This is a genomic window from Kitasatospora sp. NPDC015121 (assembly GCF_055562955.1).
In genome coordinates, this window is record NZ_JBVHEH010000008.1 from 261,671 (window position 1) to 281,944 (window position 20,274).

The window sequence follows — 20,274 nt, forward strand, 5'->3', positions numbered from 1 at the left end:
GAAGCCCGCTCTCCCACCGCCACCGAAGTGCTATCCCCGGCACGCCCCCGCCGACCGGACCGCCGACCGGACCGCCGACCGGGCCGCCGGTCAGGCCGCCGCGAGTCGCGCGCCGCCGGGCAGGGCGGCGGCGAAGCGGGCCACCGAGGCGGTCAGGGCGGCGGCGCTCTCCCCGGTCAGGGCGACCGCGCCGTCCGGGGCGGCGCCCAGCTCGTGGTCCAGCACGTACCGGCCGGGCGCGACCTGGGCGCCGAGCGCGGTGAGCACCGGGCGCAGCGCGTAGTCCAGGGCCAGGACGTGCGCCGCCGAGCCGCCGGTGGCCAGCGGCAGGACCGGGGTGCCGTCGAGCGCGTGCCGGGGCAGCAGGTCGAGGAAGACCTTCAGCAGGCCGGAGTAGGCGGCCTGGTAGATCGGGGTGGCGACCACCAGCGCGTCCGCGGCGGCGAGTCGCCGCAGGGCGCCGGCGATCGCCGGGTCGGCGGCGTGGGCGGCCAGCAGGGGTCCGGCGGGCAGGTCGCGCAGGGCCAGGGTGTGCACGAGGTGGCCCCGGGCGCGCAGGTCGGCGGCGGCCAGTTCGGCCAGCCGGGCGGTCCGCGAGGCGGGTGAGGGGCTGCCCGAGAGGGCGAGGACGGTGGCCATGGCTGCCTTCCGGTACGGCCGGGTGCGTGCGGGACGGGAGCGGGACAGGAACAGGACGGGACGGGAACAGGACGGGGCCGGGACGGGAACGAAGAGGCCGGCCGGCGGGGGTTCCCGCCGGCCGGCCCTCCGGGGTCAGCTCGCGCCGTGCGCCGCGCACTCGGCCCGGCGCTCGCGGAGCCTGGACAGTTCGGCCGAGGTCTCCTCGTCCGCCGCCCCGGGCAGCAGCAGGTCGACGGCGGCGGCGTAGTCCGCGGCGGCGGCCGTCCAGTCGCCGCGCTCCTCGTGGGCCAGGGCCCGGTTGGCGCGGACGACCGGGTCGTCCTCCAGCCGCAGTGAGCGGTCGAAGCAGCGCACCGACTCCGCGGCGTCGTCCCGTTCGAAGGCGAGGACGCCGAGCGCGGCCCAGGCGGCGGGCAGGTCGGGGTCGGCGGCGAGCGCGGCCTCCAGGTCGGCCCGGGCGTCGGCGGGGCGGTCGTCGTCCTGGGCGAGCAGGCCGCGCAGGGCGAGCAGGTGCGGCTGTCCGGCTTCGCGGGCCAGGCCGGAGGCGACGTCGGCGGCGGCGCCCTCCGCGTCGCCGAGCGAGTAGCGCAGCCCGGCCCGGTTGACGTACGCGTCCAGGAACTCGGGGTCGAGTTCCAGCACCCGGTCGAAGTCGGCCAGCGCGGCGTCCAGGTCGCCGAGTTCGAGCAGCAGGTCGGCCCGGTTGTAGACCGCCTCGGGGTAGGGCGGGGAGGTCCGGATGGCGTGCTCGTAGTCGGCCAGCGCCTCCTCGTCGCGGCCCAGCTTGCGCAGCAGGACGGCGCGTTCGAAGTAGTACTCGCTGTGGTGCGGGTCCTGCGCGATCACCCGGTCGTACGCGGCGGCGCCGGCCTCCGGTCCGACCAGGCGGGACAGCAGCTGGGCCCGGTTGTACTCCAGGACGGAGCGGTGCTGGCCCTGGTCCTCGGTGTCGAGGGCGCCGTCCATCCGTTCGATGCCGGTCTCGACCAGTTCGAGGGCGCGGGCCGGGTCGCCCAGGTGCATCTCGATCAGGGCGAGGCCGTTCTCGTTGAAGGTCCGGTTGTAGGCGCGCCGGGCGTCGGTGTCGGCGAGGCGGGAGAGCGCGACGGCGGTGTTGACCCAGCCCTTGGCCTTGCGGTGGTCGCGCCGCTCGGGCTCCAGGTAGCGGGTGTACACCATGGCGCGGCCGTAGGCGGCGGACATGTGGACGGCGGGCAGCGCGGTGCTCGCGCAGGCGTCGTCGTAGAGGGCGAGGGCCTCGTCGGCGCGGCCGCCCATCACGCTGTAGGCGATGGTCATCCGGGCGGTGACCAGCCAGCACTCCTCGGGGCGGGTCTCCCAGTCGAGCACGGCGTGGGCGAGCGGGCCGAGTTCGACCAGGGCGTCGTAGAAGCCCTCCAGCAGGCACTCCTGCAGGGCGTCCTGGAGGGCGGCGGCGCCCGCGCCGGCCGGGTCGGTGCCCAGCGCGCGGTGGTGGGCGAGCGGTCCGCGCAGCAGCGCGACCTCGCCGGCCTCGACGGCGGCGGCCAGTCGGTCGGCGCGGTCCTCGTGCAGCCGGGCCCGGTCGGCGGGGTCGAGTGCGGCGTAGCAGGCGGCGGCCGTCGGGTCGTCGGTGCTGCGGTCGGCGGCGACCCAGGCGGCGGCCAGCGCGCGGCGCGCGGCCGGGTCGGCGGGCGGCGGCCCGGCGGGCGTGGCGGCCGCCTCGCGCGGGGTGGTGTGCGCGGCGAGGGCGTCGGCCAGCGGCTGCGGGACGTCCCGGCCGGCGGTGCAGACCACGATCCGCAGCCGTCGCGGGTCGGCCCGGCGCAGCAGCAGGGCGAGCCAGTCGGCGTCGGTCCGGTCGGCGTGCTCGGCGTGCCGCACCACCAGGGTGGCGGGGGCGTCCAGCACGGCGGTGAGGAAGTCGATCAGGCCGTGCGCGATCCGGGTGGTGCGGATGTACGGGTAGTAGCGGGTGCGCTTCTGCGGGGCGGTCAGCGAGGTCAGGGTCTCCCGGCGGCACGGCAGGACCGTGCGCAGCTCGGGGGCGGCGGACAGGATCTCGATGTCGTGCCGGACGGCCGGCTCCGGGTCGGCGGCCAGCACCCCGGGCACCAGCTGCCGCATCAGCGCGCCGGCGGCGGTGAACGGCCCGCGCAGGCGCCGGTGCGCGTCCAGCTCGGCGAGCAGCGGCGGCACGCCCGGCCCGGCCAGCGCCTCGGCGACCAGCGCGCGGGCGGCGCTCTCGTCGGGCGCGATCAGCCAGTGGTGCGGGCGGTCAGACGGGCCGGACATGGACTCCCCCTTGGTGTGACTCGTGCGGTTCTCGCGTCTCGGGTGACTCGGTCGTGCTGGTGCTGGTGCTGGTGCTCGCGGTCACGGTCGTGCTCGCACTCGCACTCGCACTCGTGCTCGCGCTCGCGCTCGTGGTGCCCCTGCCGGTCCGCCGTCGGCGCCAGGCCCGCCAGGCGCCGTACGCCACCGCGAGCAGCTGCACCCCGACCATCGCCAGGGCGAACGCCGCGTCCGCGAGCCGGGTGAACGGCACCGAGCCGTCCCGGACGGTGGCGAGCGCGGAGGTGGTGAAACGCCAGCCGACCGGCAGGACGACGGTCGCCAGCATCACCGTCATCGCGGCGTAGCCGAGCAGGTAGGCCGGGGCGTACCAGCGGACGGCGGCGGCGTCCCTGGGGTGCCAGCGGGTCTCGTCGGTGAGCAGGTCGGTGCGGCCGCGCAGCCGGTTGAGGCGGTTGGCGACGTGGGCGCGGGCGGTGCCGTGCGGGTCGCTGCCGCCGAGCACGACGACGGCGAGGTGGTACAGGTCGGTGCGCAGGAAGAAGTAGAACTGGGCGAGCAGGCGCGGGATCGCGGTGAACGCCAGTGCCAGGCAGACCCGTCCGGCGAGGTTCGGCGTGCCGTCGGGGCCGCAGGTCGCCCAGGCGGCCAGGGTCAGCGCGGCCATGCCGAGGACGTCCACCAGCATGCCGGCCAGCACCGGGAGCAGGCGGCTGCGGCGGGGCAGCACCACCAGGCCGTCGAGCGAGGTCTCGAAGGTGACGAAGTACAGGCGGCGGCTGATCCGCAGGGTGGTGCGCAGGCCGAGTCGGCGGCCGGCCAGCACGTGCCCGTACTCGTGCAGCAGCATGAACAGCGGCTGGCTGACGAACACCACCAGCTGGACCAGCAGCGCGTACGGGCTGAAGAACAGGTTGCCGGGGGTCGGCAGCAGCGCGGGCCGGTCGGCGCAGGCGAGGGCGGCGGCGGTGAGCAGCGCGGCGTAGGCGAGCCAGGCGGGCCGGGAGAAGAGGGCCCGGCCGAGCCGCTGCAGCGGCACCGGGCGGGCGGTGGTCTCCGCGTCCTCGTCCTCGCGCAGGAAGTCGAGTGCGCGCAGGGTATCGAGGAAGTCGTCGAGGTCGACCTCCTCGCCGAACTCGGCGCGGTACCAGTCGGCGGCCCGTCGCGGGTCGGTGCCGGTCTCCAGGCGGCGCAGCAGGGCGGCGCCGTCGGGCGGGAAGGCTCCGTAGGAGTCGATGTCGGTGCGGCCGACCACCACCTCGTCCTCCTGGTCGAGGTAGGTCAGCCGGTGGAAACGGAGCGGTGCGTCGTTGGCCATCGGTGCTGTCCCTGTCCTTCGGCGGGTCCGGCCCCGTCCGGCGGGCCGGGGGCGGTGAGTCCCCCGGGCCCGCCGGACGGTCGCTGGCGTCAGATGCAGCAGCAGTTGCCGTAGCCGTAGTTGGTGCAGAGCGCGGTCAGGCGCACGGCGCCGGGCTTGCGGACGACGATCTTCTTGCCGGTGACGATCTTCTTCACGGCGGGTTCCCCCCTCTGGTTCGGTGCGCTGCGCCGGTCGGCGCTCCGCATGTATCCAGAGTGCGACGGGGGTGTGTACGCGGGATAAACGCCGCATTGCTCCGCAGCTCGCACGCCCTTCTCCGTGAACGACCCTCGCCGTCCGGCCGCCTGACGCCCGCTCGACGGGGTGGACGGGCGCCGTCACCACGCCCCGGCCGGCTCCGGACGACGGTCGCACCGACCCCTTGACCGAACCTTTACTCGATTCGCGGGCGTCAAATCCGGCAAAGCGGAGCCAATCCCACGGGACGTCAGATCTGCTTCCCCAGACGCTGCGCATGCGCTCGACCGACGTGGCAAGCTACCCCCGTTCCATCGCCAAGTGGCCGCTGAGCTGGCCTTTTTCGACGAATAGGGATTGTTCACCATGTCTAGACCCATACCGGTCTCTCCGCCCGGACGACTGCTGGCCGGCGCGGTGGCCGTCACCCTGGCGGCCGCGACACTCACTGCCTTCACCGCCACCGCGCAAGCGGAACCCGCCGCACCGGCCAAGCCGGTCAGTGGCAAGGCCGAGCCGCTGACGTCCGACCAGGCGTCCGCGCAGGCCCGCAAGACCGGCAAGGCGGTGAAGGCGGACGCGGCGACCACCGCGACCGACGAGCTGACCGCCAACCCGGACGGCACGCTCACCCTGACCCAGAACATCACCCCGGTCCGCCGCTACCAGGACGGCGCCTGGAAGAACCTCGACGCCACCCTGGTCAAGCACAAGGACGGCAGCATCGGCCCGGCGCTGGCCGCCACCGACCTGGCCTTCTCCGGCGGCGGCACCGGCCCGCTCGCCACCATGAAGTCCGGCCCCGCCTCCCTCGCCCTGGAGCTCCCGGCCGGCCTCGCCGCCAAACTTCCCGCGCCCACCCTGGATGGCGCCACCGCGACGTACGCGCTGCAGGACGGCCTCGACCTGAAGGTCACCGCCGACACCCTCGGCGGGTTCTCCGAGGTCTTCGTCGTCAAGAACGCCAAGGCCGCCGCCAACCCCGCCCTGAAGAAGCTCGCCTTCAAGACCACCGCCAAGGGCGTCGACCTCACCACCGACCAGGCCGGCAACATCACCGCCAGGAACAAGAGCGGCAAGACCCTCTTCTCCGCCCCCGCCCCCGGCAACGGCGTCTGGGACTCCACCACCGACCCCACCGCCGCGACCGTCCCCGACGCCCGCACCGGCCTGGCCCTGGACGCCAGGTCCGGCTCCCCCGCCAAGTCCTCGCACCTCGACCCCGGCGCCCACGCCCGCACCGGGAAGCTCAAGAGCGAGTACCGCGACGGCGCCATCACCCTGACCCCGGACGAGGCACTGCTCTCCGGCAAGGACACCGTCTGGCCGCTCTACATCGACCCGAACTACGGTTCGGCCGGCAGCACGCTCTACGACTGGACGTACGTCAACTCGTACTACTCCGGCACCAGTTACTGGCACACCAGTGACAGCGCCGGCCTGCGCGTGGGCGACCAGGGCTGGGAGTCCCCGTACTACGTGGGCCGCGCGTTCGCCCGGCTGTCGATGCCGAGCAACGTCTACGGCGCCGAGGTCAAGAGCTCGACGTTCTACGCGACCGAGACCTACGCGCCCTCGTGCAGCGGCCGTGACGTCGAGCTGTGGTGGACCGGGGCCATCAACTCCGGCACCACCTGGAGCAACCAGCCGGGCTGGAACAGCAAGCTCGACACCAAGAACGAGGCCCACGGCTACAGCAGCAGCTGCCCGGCCGCCGGCGTCGGCTTCAACACCAAGGCGATCATGCAGTCCGCGGCGAACGACCACTGGGGCGACATCACGCTCGGCCTGCGGGCCTCCAACGAGGGCGACAACTACGGGTGGAAGAAGTTCCAGCCGTCCAGCATGAGCCTCTCCACCACGTTCAACCACGCGCCGGACGCCCCGACCTCGCTCAGCACCTCGCCGGGCACCGCGTGCGCCGCCAACCCGCCGACCGTGGTCGGCAACGGCGACGTCGTGCTGAACGCCTCGGTGAGCGACCCGGAGGGCGGCAGCCTCGGCGTCGGCTTCACCGTCAGCAACGACACCGCGTCCCACGTGGTGGTCTACACCGGCACCAACTCGATCTACGCGACCTCGGGCACCACCGCGTCCTACGTCATCCCGCGGGCCACCCTGGTCCAGGAGGCCAACGGCGCGCTCGCCACCTTCTCCTGGAACGTCTTCACCAGTGACGGCGAGAAGAACAGCTCCTACAGCAACCTGTGCCGGTTCACCTTCGACCCCACCGTCCCCGGGGCCCCCGGCATCACCCAGACCGCGAGCAGCTACACCGTCGGCACGGCCGCGAACTTCACCTTCACCGCCAACCCGAGCGGGCCGGCCCCGTCCAGCTACCTGTACCAGCTCAACGGCGCCGCGCCCGTCACGGTCGCCGCGACCAACGGCACCGCCACGGCCGCCGTCAAGCCGACCCGCCGGGTGAACACGCTGACCGTGACCTCGGTGTCGGCGGGCGGCAACATCGGCAACACCGCCAACGTCGTCCTCAACGCCGCCGCGCCGGCGACCGCGGCCGAGAACGACCTCACCGGCGACGGCCTGCCCGACCTCGCCCTGGTCGGCGGCCAGGCCGGTCTCCCGGCCGGCCTCTGGCTGTCCGGCGCGACCACCAACAGCACGGTCAACGCCGCCTCGGACAACATCGGCGTCCGCGGCACCGGCGCCAACGCGCCCGGCTCGACGGCCGACTGGAACGGCACCCAGGTCGTCACCGGCCACTTCAACAGCGGCGCCGGCTTCAACGACGTCCTGTCCTACAACCCGACCACCGGCGCCGGCAGCATCCTGTACGGCAACGGCGACGGCTCCGCCCTCTCCCCCGTCTCCGGCTCCCAGGTCAACGTCAGCACCCAGATCTTCACCACCGGCGGCAACGGCGGCAAGGCCACCCAGGTCGCCAACGCGGGCGCGCTCTACCAGAACGCCCTCCAGCTGCCCGGCACCCGGCCCGGCCTGCTCCTGCTGCTCAACGGCCAGCTCACCCTGTCCGCCTCGGTCGGCGTCCCCGGCGCCTTCGACGCGGCCGACGGCAGCACCCCGCTGAGCGCCACCAACCCCACCGGCACCGGCACCTGGGCCGGCTGGACCATCCACACCGCCCTGGTCGGCAACCTGCCGGCGCTGTACGCCCGCAACACCACCACCGGCGAACTCTGGTACTACAGCCCCACCGTGCTGACCAACCTCGCCGCCACCGCCCTGGTCGGCACGGCCGGCACCCCGAACACGCCGGTCAGGGTCGCCGCCAGCGGCTGGACCGGGACCGCGTTCCCCGCCCTGCAGGCCGCCGACATCAACCGGGACGGCACCGTCGACCTGTGGGCCCTGAAGCCCGGCGCCCTGGCCACCCCGTACCTGTCCAACGGCACCGCGCTGACCGCCCAGACCGGCCAGAACCTGATCACCCCGACCCACAACTGGCCGCTGAACGACAGCGCCGCCAACGGCACCACGGCCACCACCGCCGCGGACACCACCGGCAACCTGCCGCTGACCGGCCAGTCCGGCGCCACCTGGAGCACCTCCGACCTGTTCAGCCCGGACGTGCGCTTCAACGGCACCGGCAGCGCGGTGATGAGCAGCGCCGCCGCCCTGGACCTCAGCCAGAACTTCACCGTCTCGCTGTGGGCGAAGGTCGACAACTGGGGCACCATCGCGGTCTCCCAGAACGGCACCCAGAACTCCGGGTTCATGATCTACCCGGACGCCAACACCGGCATCTGGCAGTTCTGCCTGTCCAGGGTCGACAACGGCGGCTGGAACTACGACTGCGCGCACGGCGGCGACGGCTACTCCCCGGGCGTCGCGAAGCCGGGCGTCTGGACGCACCTGACCGCCACCTACAACCGCCCCACCAACCAGATGGTGCTGTACATCAACGGCCTGCCGGTGGGCAACGCCGCCCACACCCCGGTCACCGGCTTCAACGGCAGCTTCCGGGTCGGTGACTTCGGCTCCGAGACCAACCACTTCAGCAACTTCAAGGGCGCGCTGTCCGGCATCCAGGTCTGGCAGGGCACCGCGCTGAACCCGTCCCAGGCCGCACTGCTGTCCGGCACCCCGGGCTACGTGCTGTTCCCGTCCGACGACACCGCCTACCCGGGCGGCAGCACCTGGACGGCCCCGCGGACCACCATGACGTTCGGCGGCGGCCAGCTGAAGCTCCAGCAGGCCGGGCAGAGCAACGTCTGGTCGGTCGGCACCGCCGGCTACCCGGACGCGGTCCTCACCCTCCAGCGGGACGGCAACCTGGTGATCTACCCGACCGCCGCCCGGACCCCGGGCACCGCCCTGTGGGGCTCGAACACCTGGGGCAACCCGGACGACTGCCTGCTGCTGCAGCCGGACGGCAACCTGGTGATCTACCGCTACGACGGCATCCCGATCTGGAACTCGGGCACCTTCTCGGGCTGACCCGGCCCGGCCCGGCGGGCGCGGGGGCGGCCCCCGCGCCCGCGCCCGCCGGGGCACCCGCTGTCGCGGCCGGCACCCCGCGATGGTCAACTTGGACGGTGAGCGACCAGACCGGCAGCACCGAACCCCCGATCCCCGGGACCGCCGTGGAGCGCCGTCCGGCGCCCGTGGTCCGCTGCCGCCGCTGCCACCGCCCGCTGCACAACCCCGAGTCCCGCTGGGAGGAGCTCGGCCGCCACTGCGCCGACGCCCCCGCCCCGACCCGGGTCTACGTCATCGACCAGGACCACCTGCCGGGCACCTGAGCCCCGCTCAGGCCCCCCGCGCCCCCGCTCACACCGGCGAGGTCCGCGCCGAACTCCCCCGCCCCGCCAGCACGTCGTCGAGCGCGCAGCCGGGCAGCGCCGCCGGGTGGGTCGGCGGCCCGTCCCACCCGGCGCGGCGTTCGCGGTCGGCGCGGGCTCCGGCGAGTACGGCGCGGTGGACGGCCCGGGCGAGCCGGGCGCCCCAGGGCGAGCGGGGGCCGCCGAACGGCTCGGCGGCCTCGCCGGGGCGGGCGGCCCGGACGGCGACGCAGAGCGCGTCCGAGGGCGTGCCGGAGCAGTCGTACCCGGCCTCCAGCAGGGCCTGGACCTTCGCCTCGGTGGCGGTGGTCAGCAGGTTCACCAGCCCGGCGTCGGAGACCGGGACGGGCAGCACGGCCAGCACGTTGATGGTGCCGGGCGCGTAGGGGACGGGGAGGTCGGGCGCGGCGGCCCAGGTCGGGACGCCGATGCCGGTGGTGGCCAGGGCGGTGACGCCGCCGTCCTCGGCCCAGGTGCAGGCGTCGACCTCGGCGGCCGTCATCAGGCCCATACCGGGTCCGGTCAGGCCCTGCGCGGCGGCGAGTCCCGCCAGGTGCTCGGCCGGGTCCGTCCGCCCGTAGCCGGCCCGGACCTGCGCGTTGATCACCCAGTGCCGTTCGCCGAGCCCGCCGCCGAGGACGCCCGACCCGGCCATCCGCCAGCCCGGCCCGGCCCGCCACACCAGCAGGTGCCGGCAGGCCCCGTCCTCGATCCGCCCGGCCCGTTCGACCCTCACCGTCCACTGCTCGTTCATGATCCGACACCCAACCACACCGGACCGGTCGGAATTCGCCCCGCCCCGACCGGATGCGGCAGAGTGGCGCCATGACCCCGCAGCGCGCCGCGTCCGCCGCCCCCGCCTCCCGCGCCCCGGCCGCCCCGGCCACCGGGGCCCGCCGCCGGCCGGTGCAGCAGCGCAGCCAGGAGCGGTACGAGCGGCTGCTGGACGCCTGCGCGGGGCTGCTGGACGAGGTCGGCGCGGCGGGGCTGACCACCAAGGAGGTGGCGCTGCGCGCGGAGGTGCCGATCGGCACCCTGTACCAGTTCTTCGCCGGCAAGGAGGGCCTGCTGGCCGCCCTCGCCGAACGCAACCTGGTCCGCTTCCTGGACGGCCTGGCCCACCGGGTCGCGACGGCCGCCGGCCCGGCCGGCGTGGCCGCGTTCACCGAGCACGCGGTGGACGAGTTCGTCGCGATGAAGCGCACCGTCCCCGGCTTCGGGCACCTGGACTTCGGACTGGTCGACACCGTCCCCGCCGAGGTCGACGACCGGCACCTGCTGGACGCCGAGCTCGACAACAACGCGGCCGTCGCCGCCCGGCTGGGCGCGATCGGCGGCGGACTGTTCGCCGCGCCGGGGTACGCGCTGGCCCTGCGGGTGGCGATGGAGTGCGCGGACGCGGTGCTCAAGCTCGCCTTCCGGGCCGACCCGGCGGGCGACCCGGTGCTGATCGCCGAGTGCAAGCGGCTGCTGCACAGCTACCTCGCCGCGGCTCCGCCCCCCGCCTGATCCCCCGCCTTTGCGCCGTCCGGGCGTCCGCCGCACAGTGGAGGGGGAACTCGCACACACCTCCGCCCCTGCACCCGCGGGAGGGTCCGATGCACGCCACGGTGGGAGACCACGTCCACATGCACAGCAGGTCGGTCGGCATGACCGACCGTCGGGGTGAGATCGTCGAGGTGCGCGGCACCGACGGCGAACCGCCCTACCTGGTCCGTTTCGAGGACGGCCACGCCGGCCTCGTCTACCCCGGCCCCGACTGCGTCGTCGAGCACCGCCCCGGCGAGGAGCAGCGCTGACCCCGGGCCCCGCCGGGCCCGGCTAGGAGGAGTGCCCGACCTTGTCGCCGCCGCTGCCCGGCCCGCTGGCCCACCTCGCCCCGCTGCTCGACGACTACGGCTACCTCGCGGTCGGCGTGCTGGTCTTCCTCGACAGCTGCCTGCTCCCGGTGCCGGGCCAGACCATCCTGGTGCTGGCCGCGGTGTACGCGGGCGCCGGGCAGCTGTCCCTGCCGGTGCTGCTGCTGGTCGCCGTCCTGGCGGCGGTCGCGGGCAACACCCTGGCGTACGTGCTGGGCCGCACCGGCGGCACCGCCGCCGTCCACCGCTGGGGCCGGTACGTGCGCCTCACGCCGGAGCGGATGGCGCGCGCCGAGTCCTTCTTCCGCCGCCGGGGCGCGCTGGTCGTCGCCGGCGGCCGGTTCGTCGACGGCCTGCGCCAGACCAACGGCCTGATCGCGGGCACCAGCGGCATGCCGTGGCGCCGTTTCCTGCCCGCCAACGCGGTGGGCGCGGCCCTGTGGGCGGGCGTCTGGGCGGCGGTCGGCTACTTCGCCGGCAGCAACATCGACGCCCTCTACCGCCAGGCCGTCCGCTACCAGGTGCTGCTCTTCGCGGCCCTCGCCGTCGTGCTGGCCCTGTTCGCCGTCCGCACCTGGCTCCGCCGCCGCCGCAGGCGGGCCCCGGCCGTCCGCGTCCCGCGCCAGCCCACCGGGGCCGACCACGACAGCCGGGACTCCGGCCAGGACGCCGACGGACGGGACCGGCCCTGAGCCCCCGCCGGTCAGCCGGGCAGGTTCCCGTCACCGCCCAGGTTGGCGACGATGCGGCGCAGGACCTCGACCGTGGTCACGAAGTCGTCCGGGTCGACGCCTTCGTGCGCCTTCCGGTGCACCTCCAGGTTGCGTTCCCGGGCGCGGAGCCGTCCGGCCTCCCCGGCTTCGGTCAGGGTCATCGCCCCGGCCTCCTCCAGCAGCCAGCCGCGCCGGACGAGGTCGTCGAAGACGCCGTCGAAGTCGATCCCGAGGTCGTCCCACCGCGCCAGCCGCTCGACCAGCCCGGCCCTGCTCCACCGGCCCGGCGCCCCCGCCACGTGGTTGAGCGTCCACCAGTGCGGCTGGGTGAGGCCCTCCACCGCCAACCGCTCCCGCAGCGCCCCGACCACCAGCCGGGCCGCCGTGCCGGTCCACGCCCCGATGGGTTGCGCGGCCAGCTCCTCGTACGAGTACTCCTTGAGCGCGGTGCCCATGTCGCCCCTCCTCCGGTCCGACGGAACGCGACCACCGTAGGACGTCAAGTCCGCTTGAGGTCAAGGCGCTTCCGCCGTCCGCTCAGCCGCGGACCCGGCCGACGGTGAGGTAGAGGTCGGTGCCCTCGCGGCGGCTCCGGGTGGCGCCGCCGGAGACCGCGACCCCGGCGTCCGGGGCGACGCCCTCGGCCCGGACCGCGACGCCCTCCTCCGCGCAGCCCAGGGTGAGGTACGCGAAGGCGGGTGCGGCCGTCCCGGCGGCCTGCGTGTAGCGGCCGACCAGCGTGTCCCCCGGAAACTCCCGCGACCCGGACGGCACCACGGCGGTGCCGTCCGGCCGGGGCGCGCCGTACCACGAGGGGGCGGCGCCCGGCGCGGGGCCGGGACCGGGGCCGGGACCGGGCAGGGTGATCACCTGGCAGCCGTCGCCGCGCAGGGCGAGGAGCAGCCGGGTGCCGGCGACCTCGGCGCCGCCCAGTACGCGGGCCCGACCGGTCGCGGGCGGGGCGTCGATCAGGGCCCGCAGCTCCGGCCCGACCTCGACCTCCCGCAGTCTCCGCAGCTCCCACTCCCCGGTGGGGAGCGGCCGGGCGCCCAGGTCCGGGGGCAGCGGGATCTCCGGGGTGCAGGCCGCCGCGGCCAGCACGACGGCCGCCACCGCGGCCCACCTCGTCCGCCGACGCATCCGTGGCATCCCCTCCCGGCCCGGAACCCGGAGGGCCCGTGTGCTCCACCGTACCCGGAGCGGCGCCCGACCACCCCGGGGAGCAAGGTGGTTGGGCGCCGGACGGTCAGCGGAAGGAGACCGCCTCGAAGGCCGCCGCGTACCGGGTGCCGAGGCGGGCGCCGGCCTCGCGGGCGGCCGACTCCAGGAAGCCGGCGGCGTCGGCCATGTCGCCGCCGAGGCCGTCGAGGTAGGCGCGGTGGGCTTCCAGCGAGGCGACGCCGGCGGCGAAGGTGTCGGTGGTGTCGACGGCGTGCCGGCCGTCGGGGGAGGCGGCGGCCCAGAGCTGGCGGACGCCGTTCCAGGGCTGGTGGCCCTCGGCGGTGAGCTCGCGGAAGACCCAGCGGTTGCCGGCGTCGCGGACGGCGTCGAGGGCGGCCCGGCCGACGGCGACGTGGTCGGCCTGGTTGGGGAGGACGCCGCCGTAGGTGTCGCGGTAGTTGGCGGTGATGACGATGTCGGGGCGGTGCCGGCGGATCGCCCGGGCGAGGTCGCGGCGGAGCGGCAGCCCGTACTCGACGACGCCGTCGGGGTAGCCGAGGAACTCGACGGTGTCGACGCCGACGATCCGGGCGGACTCGACCTGTTCGCGTTCGCGGACGGGTCGGCACTGCTCGGGGTCCATGCCGTCGATGCCGGCCTCGCCGCTGGTGACCATCAGGTAGGCGATCCGCTTGCCCTGGCCGGTCCAGCGGGCGACGGCGGCGGCGGCGCCGTACTCCATGTCGTCGGGGTGCGGGACGATGGCGAGCGCGGTGTCCCAGTCCTCGTCGAGCGGTTGGTACGGGAGCGGGGCCTGCGCGGTCGGGTCGCTCATGCGGTGCTGCCTTTCGGTCGGTCCCCGCCCGGACGCCGGGCGGGTCGGCGCGCGGCGGGCCGGTGCGCGGCGGGTCAGCGCGCGGCGCGGATCGCGTAGTTGAAGTCGGCGTGGCCGTAGTGGCGCATCAGGCGCAGCCAGAACGGCATCAGCATCTCCAGGGCGCGGGCGCCGTCGATGCCGCCGAGGTCGAGGACGGCGTCGGCGGGCCAGCCGAACTCGCCGAGCAGCGCGGTGACCCGGGCCTTGGCGTCGGCGTCGTCGCCGGCGATGAACAGCTGGTGCTCGCCGGGGACGCGTCCGGGGTCGACCATGACCTCGTTGTTGACGGTGTTGAGCGCCTTGACGACCCTGGTGCCGGGCAGGGCGCGCTGCAGGCGCTCGCCGACGCTGTCGTCGTTGACGGGGTCGAGGGTGACCTGGCCGTCCGTGCCGAAGACCAGCGGGTTGGAGACGTCCAGCAGGACCTTGCCGGCCAGGTTGTCGGCTCCGGCGAGTTCGACGGCGGCGAGGGCGACGGTGCCGCTGGTGGCGTTGATGACGAGTTCGCCGAAGGCGGCGGCCTCGGCGAAGGTGCCGGGGTGGGCGAGCGGGCCGGTGCGCTCGGCCCAGTCCTCGGCGGCGGCGTTGCCCTTGCTGCGCGAGCCGAGGGTGACCTCGTGGCCGAGGGCGACCAGCTTGGCGCCCAGGGTCTGCCCGACCGCTCCGGTGCCGATGATTCCGATCCGCATCCTCGTTGCTCCGTCCCCGTGTCAGATCGTGGTGGACCGCCGGGTGGGCCCGGCGGTCGAACGCACCCTACAAGAGGGGGCCGTGACGGGTGATCGACTTCGGGATGCCGGGTTCTCCTCCCGCCGGGCCCGGCGCGGGATCCGGCGCGGGACCCGGTCGCGGGGTCCCTTCCACGGTAGCCCGGTTCGGGCGCGGCCGCCGCCGAGCGGTGGGCCGGGTGCGCGGGCCGTCCGGGGGGCACCTACCATCCCCACTGTCCACCCGCCCGTGTCCGCCGTCCCCGGAGTCGCCGTGCCGCTGCCCGCCCTGTCCCGCCGCCGTCTGCTGCAGGCGTCCACCGCGGGCGTGCTGGTGCTGGCGTCGGGCGGGGGCGCGCCGGGGCCGCGCCGGGCGGCGGGGGCGGAGCCGGCCGACCCGTTCGAGGCGCTGCGGCTGCGCTGGCGGACGATGCTGACGGGGCGCGGTTTCGATCCGGCCCGGGAGCCGTTCGCGGGCGCGCTGCGGGCGGTGGGCGGGCGGGCGGCGGCGCAGTGGCGGGCGATGGCGCCGACGGCGGGTTCGCTCTGGCCGGACCAGCCGCTGGGGTCGGTGTCGGCGCACGTGACGGGCGGTTTCTCCCGGCTGTACGCGATGGCGCTGGCGTGGGCGCAGCCGGGCACGGGGCTGTCGGGTGACCCGGCGCTGGGCGCGGCGGTGCTGGCGGGGGTGGACCACCTGCTGGCGTCGGCGTACACGGACGCGGCGGATCCGTACGACAACTGGTGGGACTGGCAGATCGGCGCGCCGCAGGCGCTGCTGGACACGGCGGTGCTGGTGTTCCCGCTGCTGGGGGCGGAGCGGGTGGCGCGGCTGTGCGCGGCGGTGGACCGTTCCTGCCCGGAGTCGCTGGTGGCGGAGTACGCGGGGACGAGCACCGGCGCGAACCGGGTGGACCTGTGCCGGGTGCTGGCGCTGCGCGGGGTGGTGGGGCGGGACGGGTCGAAGCTGGCGGCGGCGACGGCGGCGCTGTCGCCGGTGTTCCCGCTGGTGCTGACGGGCGACGGGCTGTACGCGGACGGGTCGTTCGTGCAGCACACCTGGGTGCCGTACACGGGCACCTACGGGGAGGTGCTGCTGGGCGGGCTGACCCGGCTGTTCGCGCTGCTGGCGCGCTCGCCGTGGGAGGTGGCGGACCCGCTGCGGGCGGGGGTGTTCGACGCGGTGGAGTCGGGGTACGCGCCGTTCCTGTACAACGGGCTGGTGATGGACGCGGTGAGCGGCCGGGCGGTGAGCCGGGGCCGACGGACCACCGACCCGCTGGACCGGCAGCAGGACGACCACGCGCGCGGGCACGTGATCGTCGGGCACGTGCTGCGGCTGGCGGAGTCGGGCGCGGCGGGTCCGGAGCGTTCGGCGGCGTGGCGGGCGATGGCGAAGGGCTGGATCGTCCGGGACGCGTACCTGCCGTACCTGGCGGACCCGGCGGTGGCGGTGCCGGAGCTGGCCCGGGCGGTGGCGCTGCTGGCGGACGGCTCGGTGCCGGCGGCGCCGGAGCGGGCGGGGGCGCGGGTGTTCGCGATGGACCGGGCGGTGGTGCGGCGGGCGGGCTGGGCGGCGTCGGTGTCGATGTGCTCGGCGCGCACCTCGTTCTACGAGCACGGCGACGGCGAGAACCCGCGCGGCTGGCACACCAACAGCGGGTTGCTGTCCTGGTGGGCGGGCGGCGCGGACGGGCAGTACTCGGACGCGTTCTGGCCGACGGTGGACCCGTACCGGCTGCCGGGCACCACGGTGTCGACCAGGCGGCTGGCGGACGGCGAGGGCGGGGCGTGGGGCGGGGCGCGGCCGGACAACGACTGGGCGGGCGGCGCGTGCGACGGGGCGTACGCGGCGGTGGGGCAGCAGGTGCGGGGGCTGTCCTCGTCGCTGTCGGGCGTCAAGTCCTGGTTCCTGCTGGACGATTCGGTGTTCTGCCTGGGCGCGGGGCTGAGCTGCGCGGACGGCGTTCCGGTGGAGACGGTGGTGGACAACCGGGCGCTGGGCGAGTCGGGCGTCCAGGACCTGGTGGTGGACGGCGAGGTGCAGCCGTCGGCTCCGGGCTGGGCGCGGCGCTTCCCGGCGGCGCGCTGGGCCGCGCTGGCGGGTTCGGGCGGCTGGGTGTTCCCGGAGGGGACCCGGCTGGACGCCCGGCGGGAGGACCGGTCGGGGCGCTGGCGGGACATCAACGACGACGGGACGGACCAGGTGCTGACCCGCCGTTACCTGACGCTCTGGGTCGACCACGGCACGGACCCGTCCGGTGCCGGGTACGCGTACCTGCTGCTGCCGGGCGCGGACGCGGCGGCCACCGCCCGCCGGGCGGCCCGGCCGACGGCCGTGGTGCTGGCCAACTCGGCGGCGGTGCAGGCGGTTTCGGACTCGGTCTCGGGCCTGGTGGCGGCGAACTTCCACGCGGCGGGCAGGGTCGGCGGGATCACCGTCTCGGCGCCCTGCTCGGTGCTGGTGCGGCCGGTCGGCGCGGAGCTGTCGGTGTCGGTGGCGGATCCGGGGCGGACGGCGGCGACGGTGGAGGTGACGGTGGAGCGCTCGGGTTTCCGGGCGGCGTCGCCGGTGCCGGGGGTGACCGTGCTGGGTGCGGGCGGGGCGGTGCGGCTGCTGGTCGAGCTGGGCGGCACCCAGGGCGCGACCCGGACGGTGCGGCTGCGCCCGTTCGGCCCGGCGGCCTCGGCGGACGCCCGGCTGCTGCCCCCGGCCCGGGCGGTGTTCGTGCGCGACGGCGCCTCGGCGGACCGGGCGTTCGGCGCGGCCCGGACGCTGGAGGTGAAGCACGCGACGGAGGCCGACTCGGGGTACTCGCGGCGGGTGCTGCTGGCCTTCGACACCTCGGCGGTGGCGGCGCCGGTGCGGCGCGCGGTGCTCTGGGTGCACGGCGCGGTGCGGGACGAGGACGGCACCGAGGCGGTGCTGCGGGCCTACGCGACCGCGCCCGGCGACTGGCGGGAGTCCACCGCGACCTGGAACCGCTCCCCCGCCCCGGCGGCCCCGCTGGGCACCGGCCGGATCTCCACCGCCGTCGACTGGGTGGCGCTGGACGTGACGGCGGCCTTCGCCCGCGACCCGGCGCTGACCTTCGCGGTCGGCCAGCCGGTCGACCGCGAGGGCCTGGCGGTGACCCTGGACGGGCGCGCCGACCCGCGCTTCGCGCCCGTCCTGCAGCTGGTCACCGGCTGACGGCGGCTCAGTCCTCCCGCGGCGGTGGCGGCGGGGCCGGAGGTGGTTCAGCCCTGCTGCTCCGCCGCCCCGGCGTGCAGGCGGAGCAGCAGGACGTGCAGGGTGGTGCGTTCGGCGGGGTCGAGGGGGGCGAGCAGCTCGTCCTGGACGGCGCGGGCCCCGGCCTGGAGCCCGGCGAGGCGGGTGCGGCCGGCGGGGGTGAGGGTGAGGGTGAGGCGGCGCCGGTCGGCGGGGTCGCGGACGCGGTCGATCCAGCCGGCGGCGGCGAGCAGGTCGGCGGCCTTGGCGAGGTCGCTGGGGTCGAGGCGCAGCCGGTCGGCGAGTTCGCGCTGGGTGTGCGGGCCGAAGTCGGCGAGCGCGGCGAGGGCGGCGTGGTGGTAGAGGCGCAGGCCGTCGGCGGCGAGGCGTTCGGCGACGCGACCCCGGGCGTCCTTGCCGGTGCGGGAGAGCAGGTAGGCGGTCAGTTCGAGGAGGGAGGGCGGGGTCAGGGCGGGGTCGGCCATGCGGACAATCATAGGTCCACCCCTATAGTGGGTGTCTACCCACTGTTTCGGAGGTGTTCCGTGGACGCGCTCCACCCCCGCCTGCTGGTCGCCGACTTCGCGGCCTGCTTCGCCTTCTACGACGCCGTCCTACCGCCGCTGCTCGGCGCCCGCCTGGTCCGGGGCTCGGCCGACGGGCCGTACGCGCACTGGGACGTCGGCGACCAGGCCGTGCTGGTCCTGTTCGACCGCGCCGCGATGGCCGGCGCCCTCGGCGAGCGGATCCCCTCCCCCGCGGGCGACATGACGGTCTGCCGGGTCGCGGACGTGGCGGCCGCGCACGAGCTGGCCGTCCGCGCCGGGGGCGTCTCCGTGCTGCCGCCCGCCGACCGGCCGGAGTGGGGCGCCGGGCTGCGCACCGCCCACCTGCGCGACCCGGAGGGCCGGCTGATCGAGTTCCAGTCGTACTGACGGGCCGTCGGCTCGTACGCTGGCCGGATGTGCTGGAGCGCGGAGGCCGACCTCGTCGCCGGCGGCGCCGTGGCGGCGGTCGGCGTCGGCGCGGTGCTGCGCGCCGGGCCCTCGCGGCGGCTGCCGCTGGCGGCGCTGCCGCTGCTGCTGGGCCTGCACCAGCTGGTGGAGGCGGGCGTGTGGGCGGGCTGGGCCTGGGCCCGGACGGTGTGGGCGGTGATCGCGCTGCCGCTGCTGCCGCTGTACGTCCCGGCAGCGGTGTGGTGCGCGACCCGCCGCCGCTCGGCCGCCGCCCTCACCCTGCTGGGCGCGGCGGTGGCGGTGCCGCTGGCGCTCGCGCTGGCCCGGCGGCCGGTGGCGGCGCACCCGCACGGCCACACCCTCGGCTACGCGCTGGGGGTGCCGGCCGCCGGCCCGCTGCTGGCCGGCTACCTGGTGGCGGTGCTGGGTGCGCTGCTGTGCTCGGGCGACCGGCTGCTGCGGCTGCTGGGCCGGGTCACCGGGCTGGGCGCGCTGGCCTGCGGGCTGCTGTGGCGGGTGGCGTTCGTGTCGACCTGGTGCGCGCTGGCCGCGCTGGCCTCCGTCCTGCTCTACCGCTGGGCCGACGTCAGCGCGTCGAGCAGCGCCAGGGCTTCGGCCACCGAGCCGCCCGGGTCCGGGACGGGGTAGAGCACGCCGCGGACGGTCCGGGCGGCGTCGACGACCAGGGTGAGCCGCTTGAGCCGCTCGGCGCCGCCGGCCCGGAAGGTGGGCAGCCGCAGCGCGCCGGTCAGCCGCAGCGCGGCGTCCGAGAGCAGCGGGAACGGGATGTTCCGGTGCTCGGCGAACGCGGCCTGCTGGTCGGGGCGCTGGGTGGAGACGCCGTGCACGGTGGCGCCGCGCGCGGTGAACGCGTCCAGCCGGTCGCGGTAGGTGCAGGACTCCAGCGTGCAGCCGACGGTGCCGGGGATGTCGTCCCAGCCGGGCGGGTAGCCCTGGGTGCCGGGGGCGTACGCGCCGGGGAAGCAGTACAGCACCGTCCAGGGGGTGGCGCCGACCGGGTCGGCGAGCGGCGGGCGGGGGCCGGACGAGGCGGCGGGCAGGGCGAGTTCGGGGACGCGGGTGCCGACCAGGGCGTGCACCCGGCGGGCCTCGGCGGAGTCGGGGTCGGCGGTGGCGGTGAGGCTGCCGTCGCCGAGCAGGTGGCGGCCGCCCCAGTCCTGGAGGGCGACCAGCACCGGCAGCAGGCCCCAGCCCTTCTCGGTCAGGTGGTAGGCGTAGCGCGGCGGGTGGGCGTGGTAGAGCCGCTTCTCGACCACGCCGTCCTCGACCAGGGCGCGCAGCCGGGCGGTGAGCACCTTGCGGCTGATGCCGAGCGACTCGTGCAGGGCGTCGAACTGGTGGGTGCCGCCCGCGAGGTCGCGCACCAGCAGCAGGGTCCACCAGTCGCCGACCACGGACAGCGCCTGGGCGATGGAGCAGTCGGTGTCGCCGACGTCGGTGTAGCGCATGGGACCACCTTGCCACTGCCGTCCCCGCACCGCCTATAGTGAGTTCCCCAAGGGAACTCACTACCTGCCACCGCCCGCCACCAG

Annotated in this window: 18 protein-coding genes; 8 read left to right on the plus strand and 10 right to left on the minus strand. The window is 75.7% G+C overall.

The features are described 5' to 3' along the window. Positions 1–90: 90 nt before the first annotated feature. From ssuE to ACZ3J7_RS14425, 3 genes are all read right to left on the minus strand, one after another. Positions 91–639, minus strand: a complete 549-nt coding sequence (ssuE, locus tag ACZ3J7_RS14415; RefSeq protein WP_465620409.1) for an NADPH-dependent FMN reductase — start codon at positions 637–639, stop codon at positions 91–93. Positions 640–774: 135 nt separating this feature from the next. Beyond that, positions 775–2,916, minus strand: a complete 2,142-nt coding sequence (locus ACZ3J7_RS14420; protein ID WP_465620410.1) for a tetratricopeptide repeat protein — start codon at positions 2,914–2,916, stop codon at positions 775–777. Then, the gene (locus ACZ3J7_RS14425) at positions 2,900–4,234 is read right to left on the minus strand and encodes a hypothetical protein (RefSeq protein ID WP_465620412.1); all 1,335 of its coding nucleotides are present in this window, start codon (positions 4,232–4,234) and stop codon (positions 2,900–2,902) included. Before ACZ3J7_RS14425 ends, ACZ3J7_RS14420 begins: the two co-directional genes overlap by 17 nt. Positions 4,235–4,840: 606 nt before the next feature. Here ACZ3J7_RS14425 and ACZ3J7_RS14430 point away from each other — a divergent pair. Together ACZ3J7_RS14430 and ACZ3J7_RS14435 are read left to right on the plus strand one after the other, a co-directional pair. Then, positions 4,841–8,893 (plus strand): hypothetical protein, encoded by a 4,053-nt coding sequence (locus ACZ3J7_RS14430; RefSeq protein ID WP_465620414.1) that lies wholly within the window; start codon positions 4,841–4,843, stop codon positions 8,891–8,893. 98 nt (positions 8,894–8,991) lie between these two features. Continuing rightward, positions 8,992–9,198 (plus strand): DUF6011 domain-containing protein, encoded by a 207-nt coding sequence (locus tag ACZ3J7_RS14435; protein WP_465620416.1) that lies wholly within the window; start codon positions 8,992–8,994, stop codon positions 9,196–9,198. Positions 9,199–9,226: 28 nt separating this feature from the next. On the opposite strand, the gene ACZ3J7_RS14440 is transcribed toward ACZ3J7_RS14435, so the two are convergent. Beyond that, positions 9,227–9,991 carry an adenosylcobinamide amidohydrolase gene (locus tag ACZ3J7_RS14440; RefSeq protein WP_465620419.1) on the minus strand — a complete coding sequence of 255 codons (765 nt, stop codon included), beginning with the start codon at positions 9,989–9,991 and terminating at the stop codon, positions 9,227–9,229. A gap of 71 nt (positions 9,992–10,062) precedes the next feature. On the opposite strand from ACZ3J7_RS14440, the gene ACZ3J7_RS14445 reads away from it, so the two are divergent. From ACZ3J7_RS14445 to ACZ3J7_RS14455, 3 genes are all read left to right on the plus strand, one after another. Beyond that, positions 10,063–10,746, plus strand: a complete 684-nt coding sequence (locus tag ACZ3J7_RS14445; RefSeq protein WP_465620421.1) for a TetR/AcrR family transcriptional regulator — start codon at positions 10,063–10,065, stop codon at positions 10,744–10,746. A gap of 89 nt (positions 10,747–10,835) precedes the next feature. Then, positions 10,836–11,036, plus strand: coding sequence for a DUF1918 domain-containing protein (locus tag ACZ3J7_RS14450; protein ID WP_465620424.1), 201 nt, complete (start codon positions 10,836–10,838; stop codon positions 11,034–11,036). A 41-nt stretch (positions 11,037–11,077) separates the two neighbouring features. Next, positions 11,078–11,788, plus strand: a complete 711-nt coding sequence (locus tag ACZ3J7_RS14455; protein WP_465620426.1) for a DedA family protein — start codon at positions 11,078–11,080, stop codon at positions 11,786–11,788. A gap of 11 nt (positions 11,789–11,799) precedes the next feature. Here the strand turns inward: ACZ3J7_RS14455 and ACZ3J7_RS14460 are convergent, their stop codons facing one another. From ACZ3J7_RS14460 to ACZ3J7_RS14475, 4 genes are all read right to left on the minus strand, one after another. Then, entirely contained in the window at positions 11,800–12,264 is a 465-nt protein-coding gene (locus tag ACZ3J7_RS14460; protein ID WP_465620428.1) for a MarR family transcriptional regulator, read from the minus strand. Between the two features lie 82 nt (positions 12,265–12,346). Then, positions 12,347–12,922 (minus strand): hypothetical protein, encoded by a 576-nt coding sequence (locus ACZ3J7_RS14465; RefSeq protein ID WP_465620429.1) that lies wholly within the window; start codon positions 12,920–12,922, stop codon positions 12,347–12,349. A 133-nt stretch (positions 12,923–13,055) separates the two neighbouring features. Further along, a complete protein-coding gene (locus ACZ3J7_RS14470) occupies positions 13,056–13,805 on the minus strand; it encodes a PIG-L deacetylase family protein (RefSeq protein WP_465620430.1) in 750 nt (249 codons plus the stop codon). Between the two features lie 74 nt (positions 13,806–13,879). Then, the gene (locus tag ACZ3J7_RS14475) at positions 13,880–14,536 is read right to left on the minus strand and encodes an NADPH-dependent F420 reductase (protein ID WP_465620431.1); all 657 of its coding nucleotides are present in this window, start codon (positions 14,534–14,536) and stop codon (positions 13,880–13,882) included. Between the two features lie 268 nt (positions 14,537–14,804). On the opposite strand from ACZ3J7_RS14475, the gene ACZ3J7_RS14480 reads away from it, so the two are divergent. Further along, positions 14,805–17,747 carry a polysaccharide lyase family 8 super-sandwich domain-containing protein gene (locus tag ACZ3J7_RS14480; protein ID WP_465620432.1) on the plus strand — a complete coding sequence of 981 codons (2,943 nt, stop codon included), beginning with the start codon at positions 14,805–14,807 and terminating at the stop codon, positions 17,745–17,747. Positions 17,748–17,794: 47 nt separating this feature from the next. Here ACZ3J7_RS14480 and ACZ3J7_RS14485 read toward each other — a convergent pair whose 3' ends face one another. After that, entirely contained in the window at positions 17,795–18,250 is a 456-nt protein-coding gene (locus ACZ3J7_RS14485; RefSeq protein ID WP_465620433.1) for a MarR family winged helix-turn-helix transcriptional regulator, read from the minus strand. Positions 18,251–18,310: 60 nt separating this feature from the next. Here ACZ3J7_RS14485 and ACZ3J7_RS14490 point away from each other — a divergent pair, with 60 nt between their 5' ends. After that, on the plus strand, positions 18,311–18,700 hold the full coding sequence (locus tag ACZ3J7_RS14490; RefSeq protein WP_465620434.1) for a VOC family protein: 390 nt from the start codon (positions 18,311–18,313) through the stop codon (positions 18,698–18,700). A 27-nt stretch (positions 18,701–18,727) separates the two neighbouring features. Next, positions 18,728–19,369 carry a DUF6629 family protein gene (locus tag ACZ3J7_RS14495; protein WP_465620435.1) on the plus strand — a complete coding sequence of 214 codons (642 nt, stop codon included), beginning with the start codon at positions 18,728–18,730 and terminating at the stop codon, positions 19,367–19,369. Here the strand turns inward: ACZ3J7_RS14495 and ACZ3J7_RS14500 are convergent. After that, positions 19,291–20,190 carry a winged helix-turn-helix transcriptional regulator gene (locus tag ACZ3J7_RS14500; RefSeq protein ID WP_465620436.1) on the minus strand — a complete coding sequence of 300 codons (900 nt, stop codon included), beginning with the start codon at positions 20,188–20,190 and terminating at the stop codon, positions 19,291–19,293. The genes ACZ3J7_RS14495 and ACZ3J7_RS14500 overlap by 79 nt on opposite strands. Between the last annotated feature and the right edge of the window lie 84 nt (positions 20,191–20,274).

Excerpts from the sequence above, each read along its gene's own strand:
- ssuE (WP_465620409.1), bottom strand. The coding sequence starts at position 639 with ATGGCCACCGTCCTCGCCCTCTCGGGCAGCCCCTCACCCGCCTCGCGG.
- ACZ3J7_RS14420 (WP_465620410.1), bottom strand. The coding sequence starts at position 2,916 with ATGTCCGGCCCGTCTGACCGCCCGCACCACTGGCTGATCGCGCCCGAC.
- ACZ3J7_RS14425 (WP_465620412.1), bottom strand. The coding sequence starts at position 4,234 with ATGGCCAACGACGCACCGCTCCGTTTCCACCGGCTGACCTACCTCGAC.
- ACZ3J7_RS14430 (WP_465620414.1), top strand. The coding sequence starts at position 4,841 with ATGTCTAGACCCATACCGGTCTCTCCGCCCGGACGACTGCTGGCCGGC.
- ACZ3J7_RS14440 (WP_465620419.1), bottom strand. The coding sequence starts at position 9,991 with ATGAACGAGCAGTGGACGGTGAGGGTCGAACGGGCCGGGCGGATCGAG.
- ACZ3J7_RS14445 (WP_465620421.1), top strand. The coding sequence starts at position 10,063 with ATGACCCCGCAGCGCGCCGCGTCCGCCGCCCCCGCCTCCCGCGCCCCG.
- ACZ3J7_RS14450 (WP_465620424.1), top strand. The coding sequence starts at position 10,836 with ATGCACGCCACGGTGGGAGACCACGTCCACATGCACAGCAGGTCGGTC.
- ACZ3J7_RS14460 (WP_465620428.1), bottom strand. The coding sequence starts at position 12,264 with ATGGGCACCGCGCTCAAGGAGTACTCGTACGAGGAGCTGGCCGCGCAA.
- ACZ3J7_RS14470 (WP_465620430.1), bottom strand. The coding sequence starts at position 13,805 with ATGAGCGACCCGACCGCGCAGGCCCCGCTCCCGTACCAACCGCTCGAC.
- ACZ3J7_RS14475 (WP_465620431.1), bottom strand. The coding sequence starts at position 14,536 with ATGCGGATCGGAATCATCGGCACCGGAGCGGTCGGGCAGACCCTGGGC.
- ACZ3J7_RS14485 (WP_465620433.1), bottom strand. The coding sequence starts at position 18,250 with ATGGCCGACCCCGCCCTGACCCCGCCCTCCCTCCTCGAACTGACCGCC.
- ACZ3J7_RS14495 (WP_465620435.1), top strand. The coding sequence starts at position 18,728 with ATGTGCTGGAGCGCGGAGGCCGACCTCGTCGCCGGCGGCGCCGTGGCG.
- ACZ3J7_RS14500 (WP_465620436.1), bottom strand. The coding sequence starts at position 20,190 with ATGCGCTACACCGACGTCGGCGACACCGACTGCTCCATCGCCCAGGCG.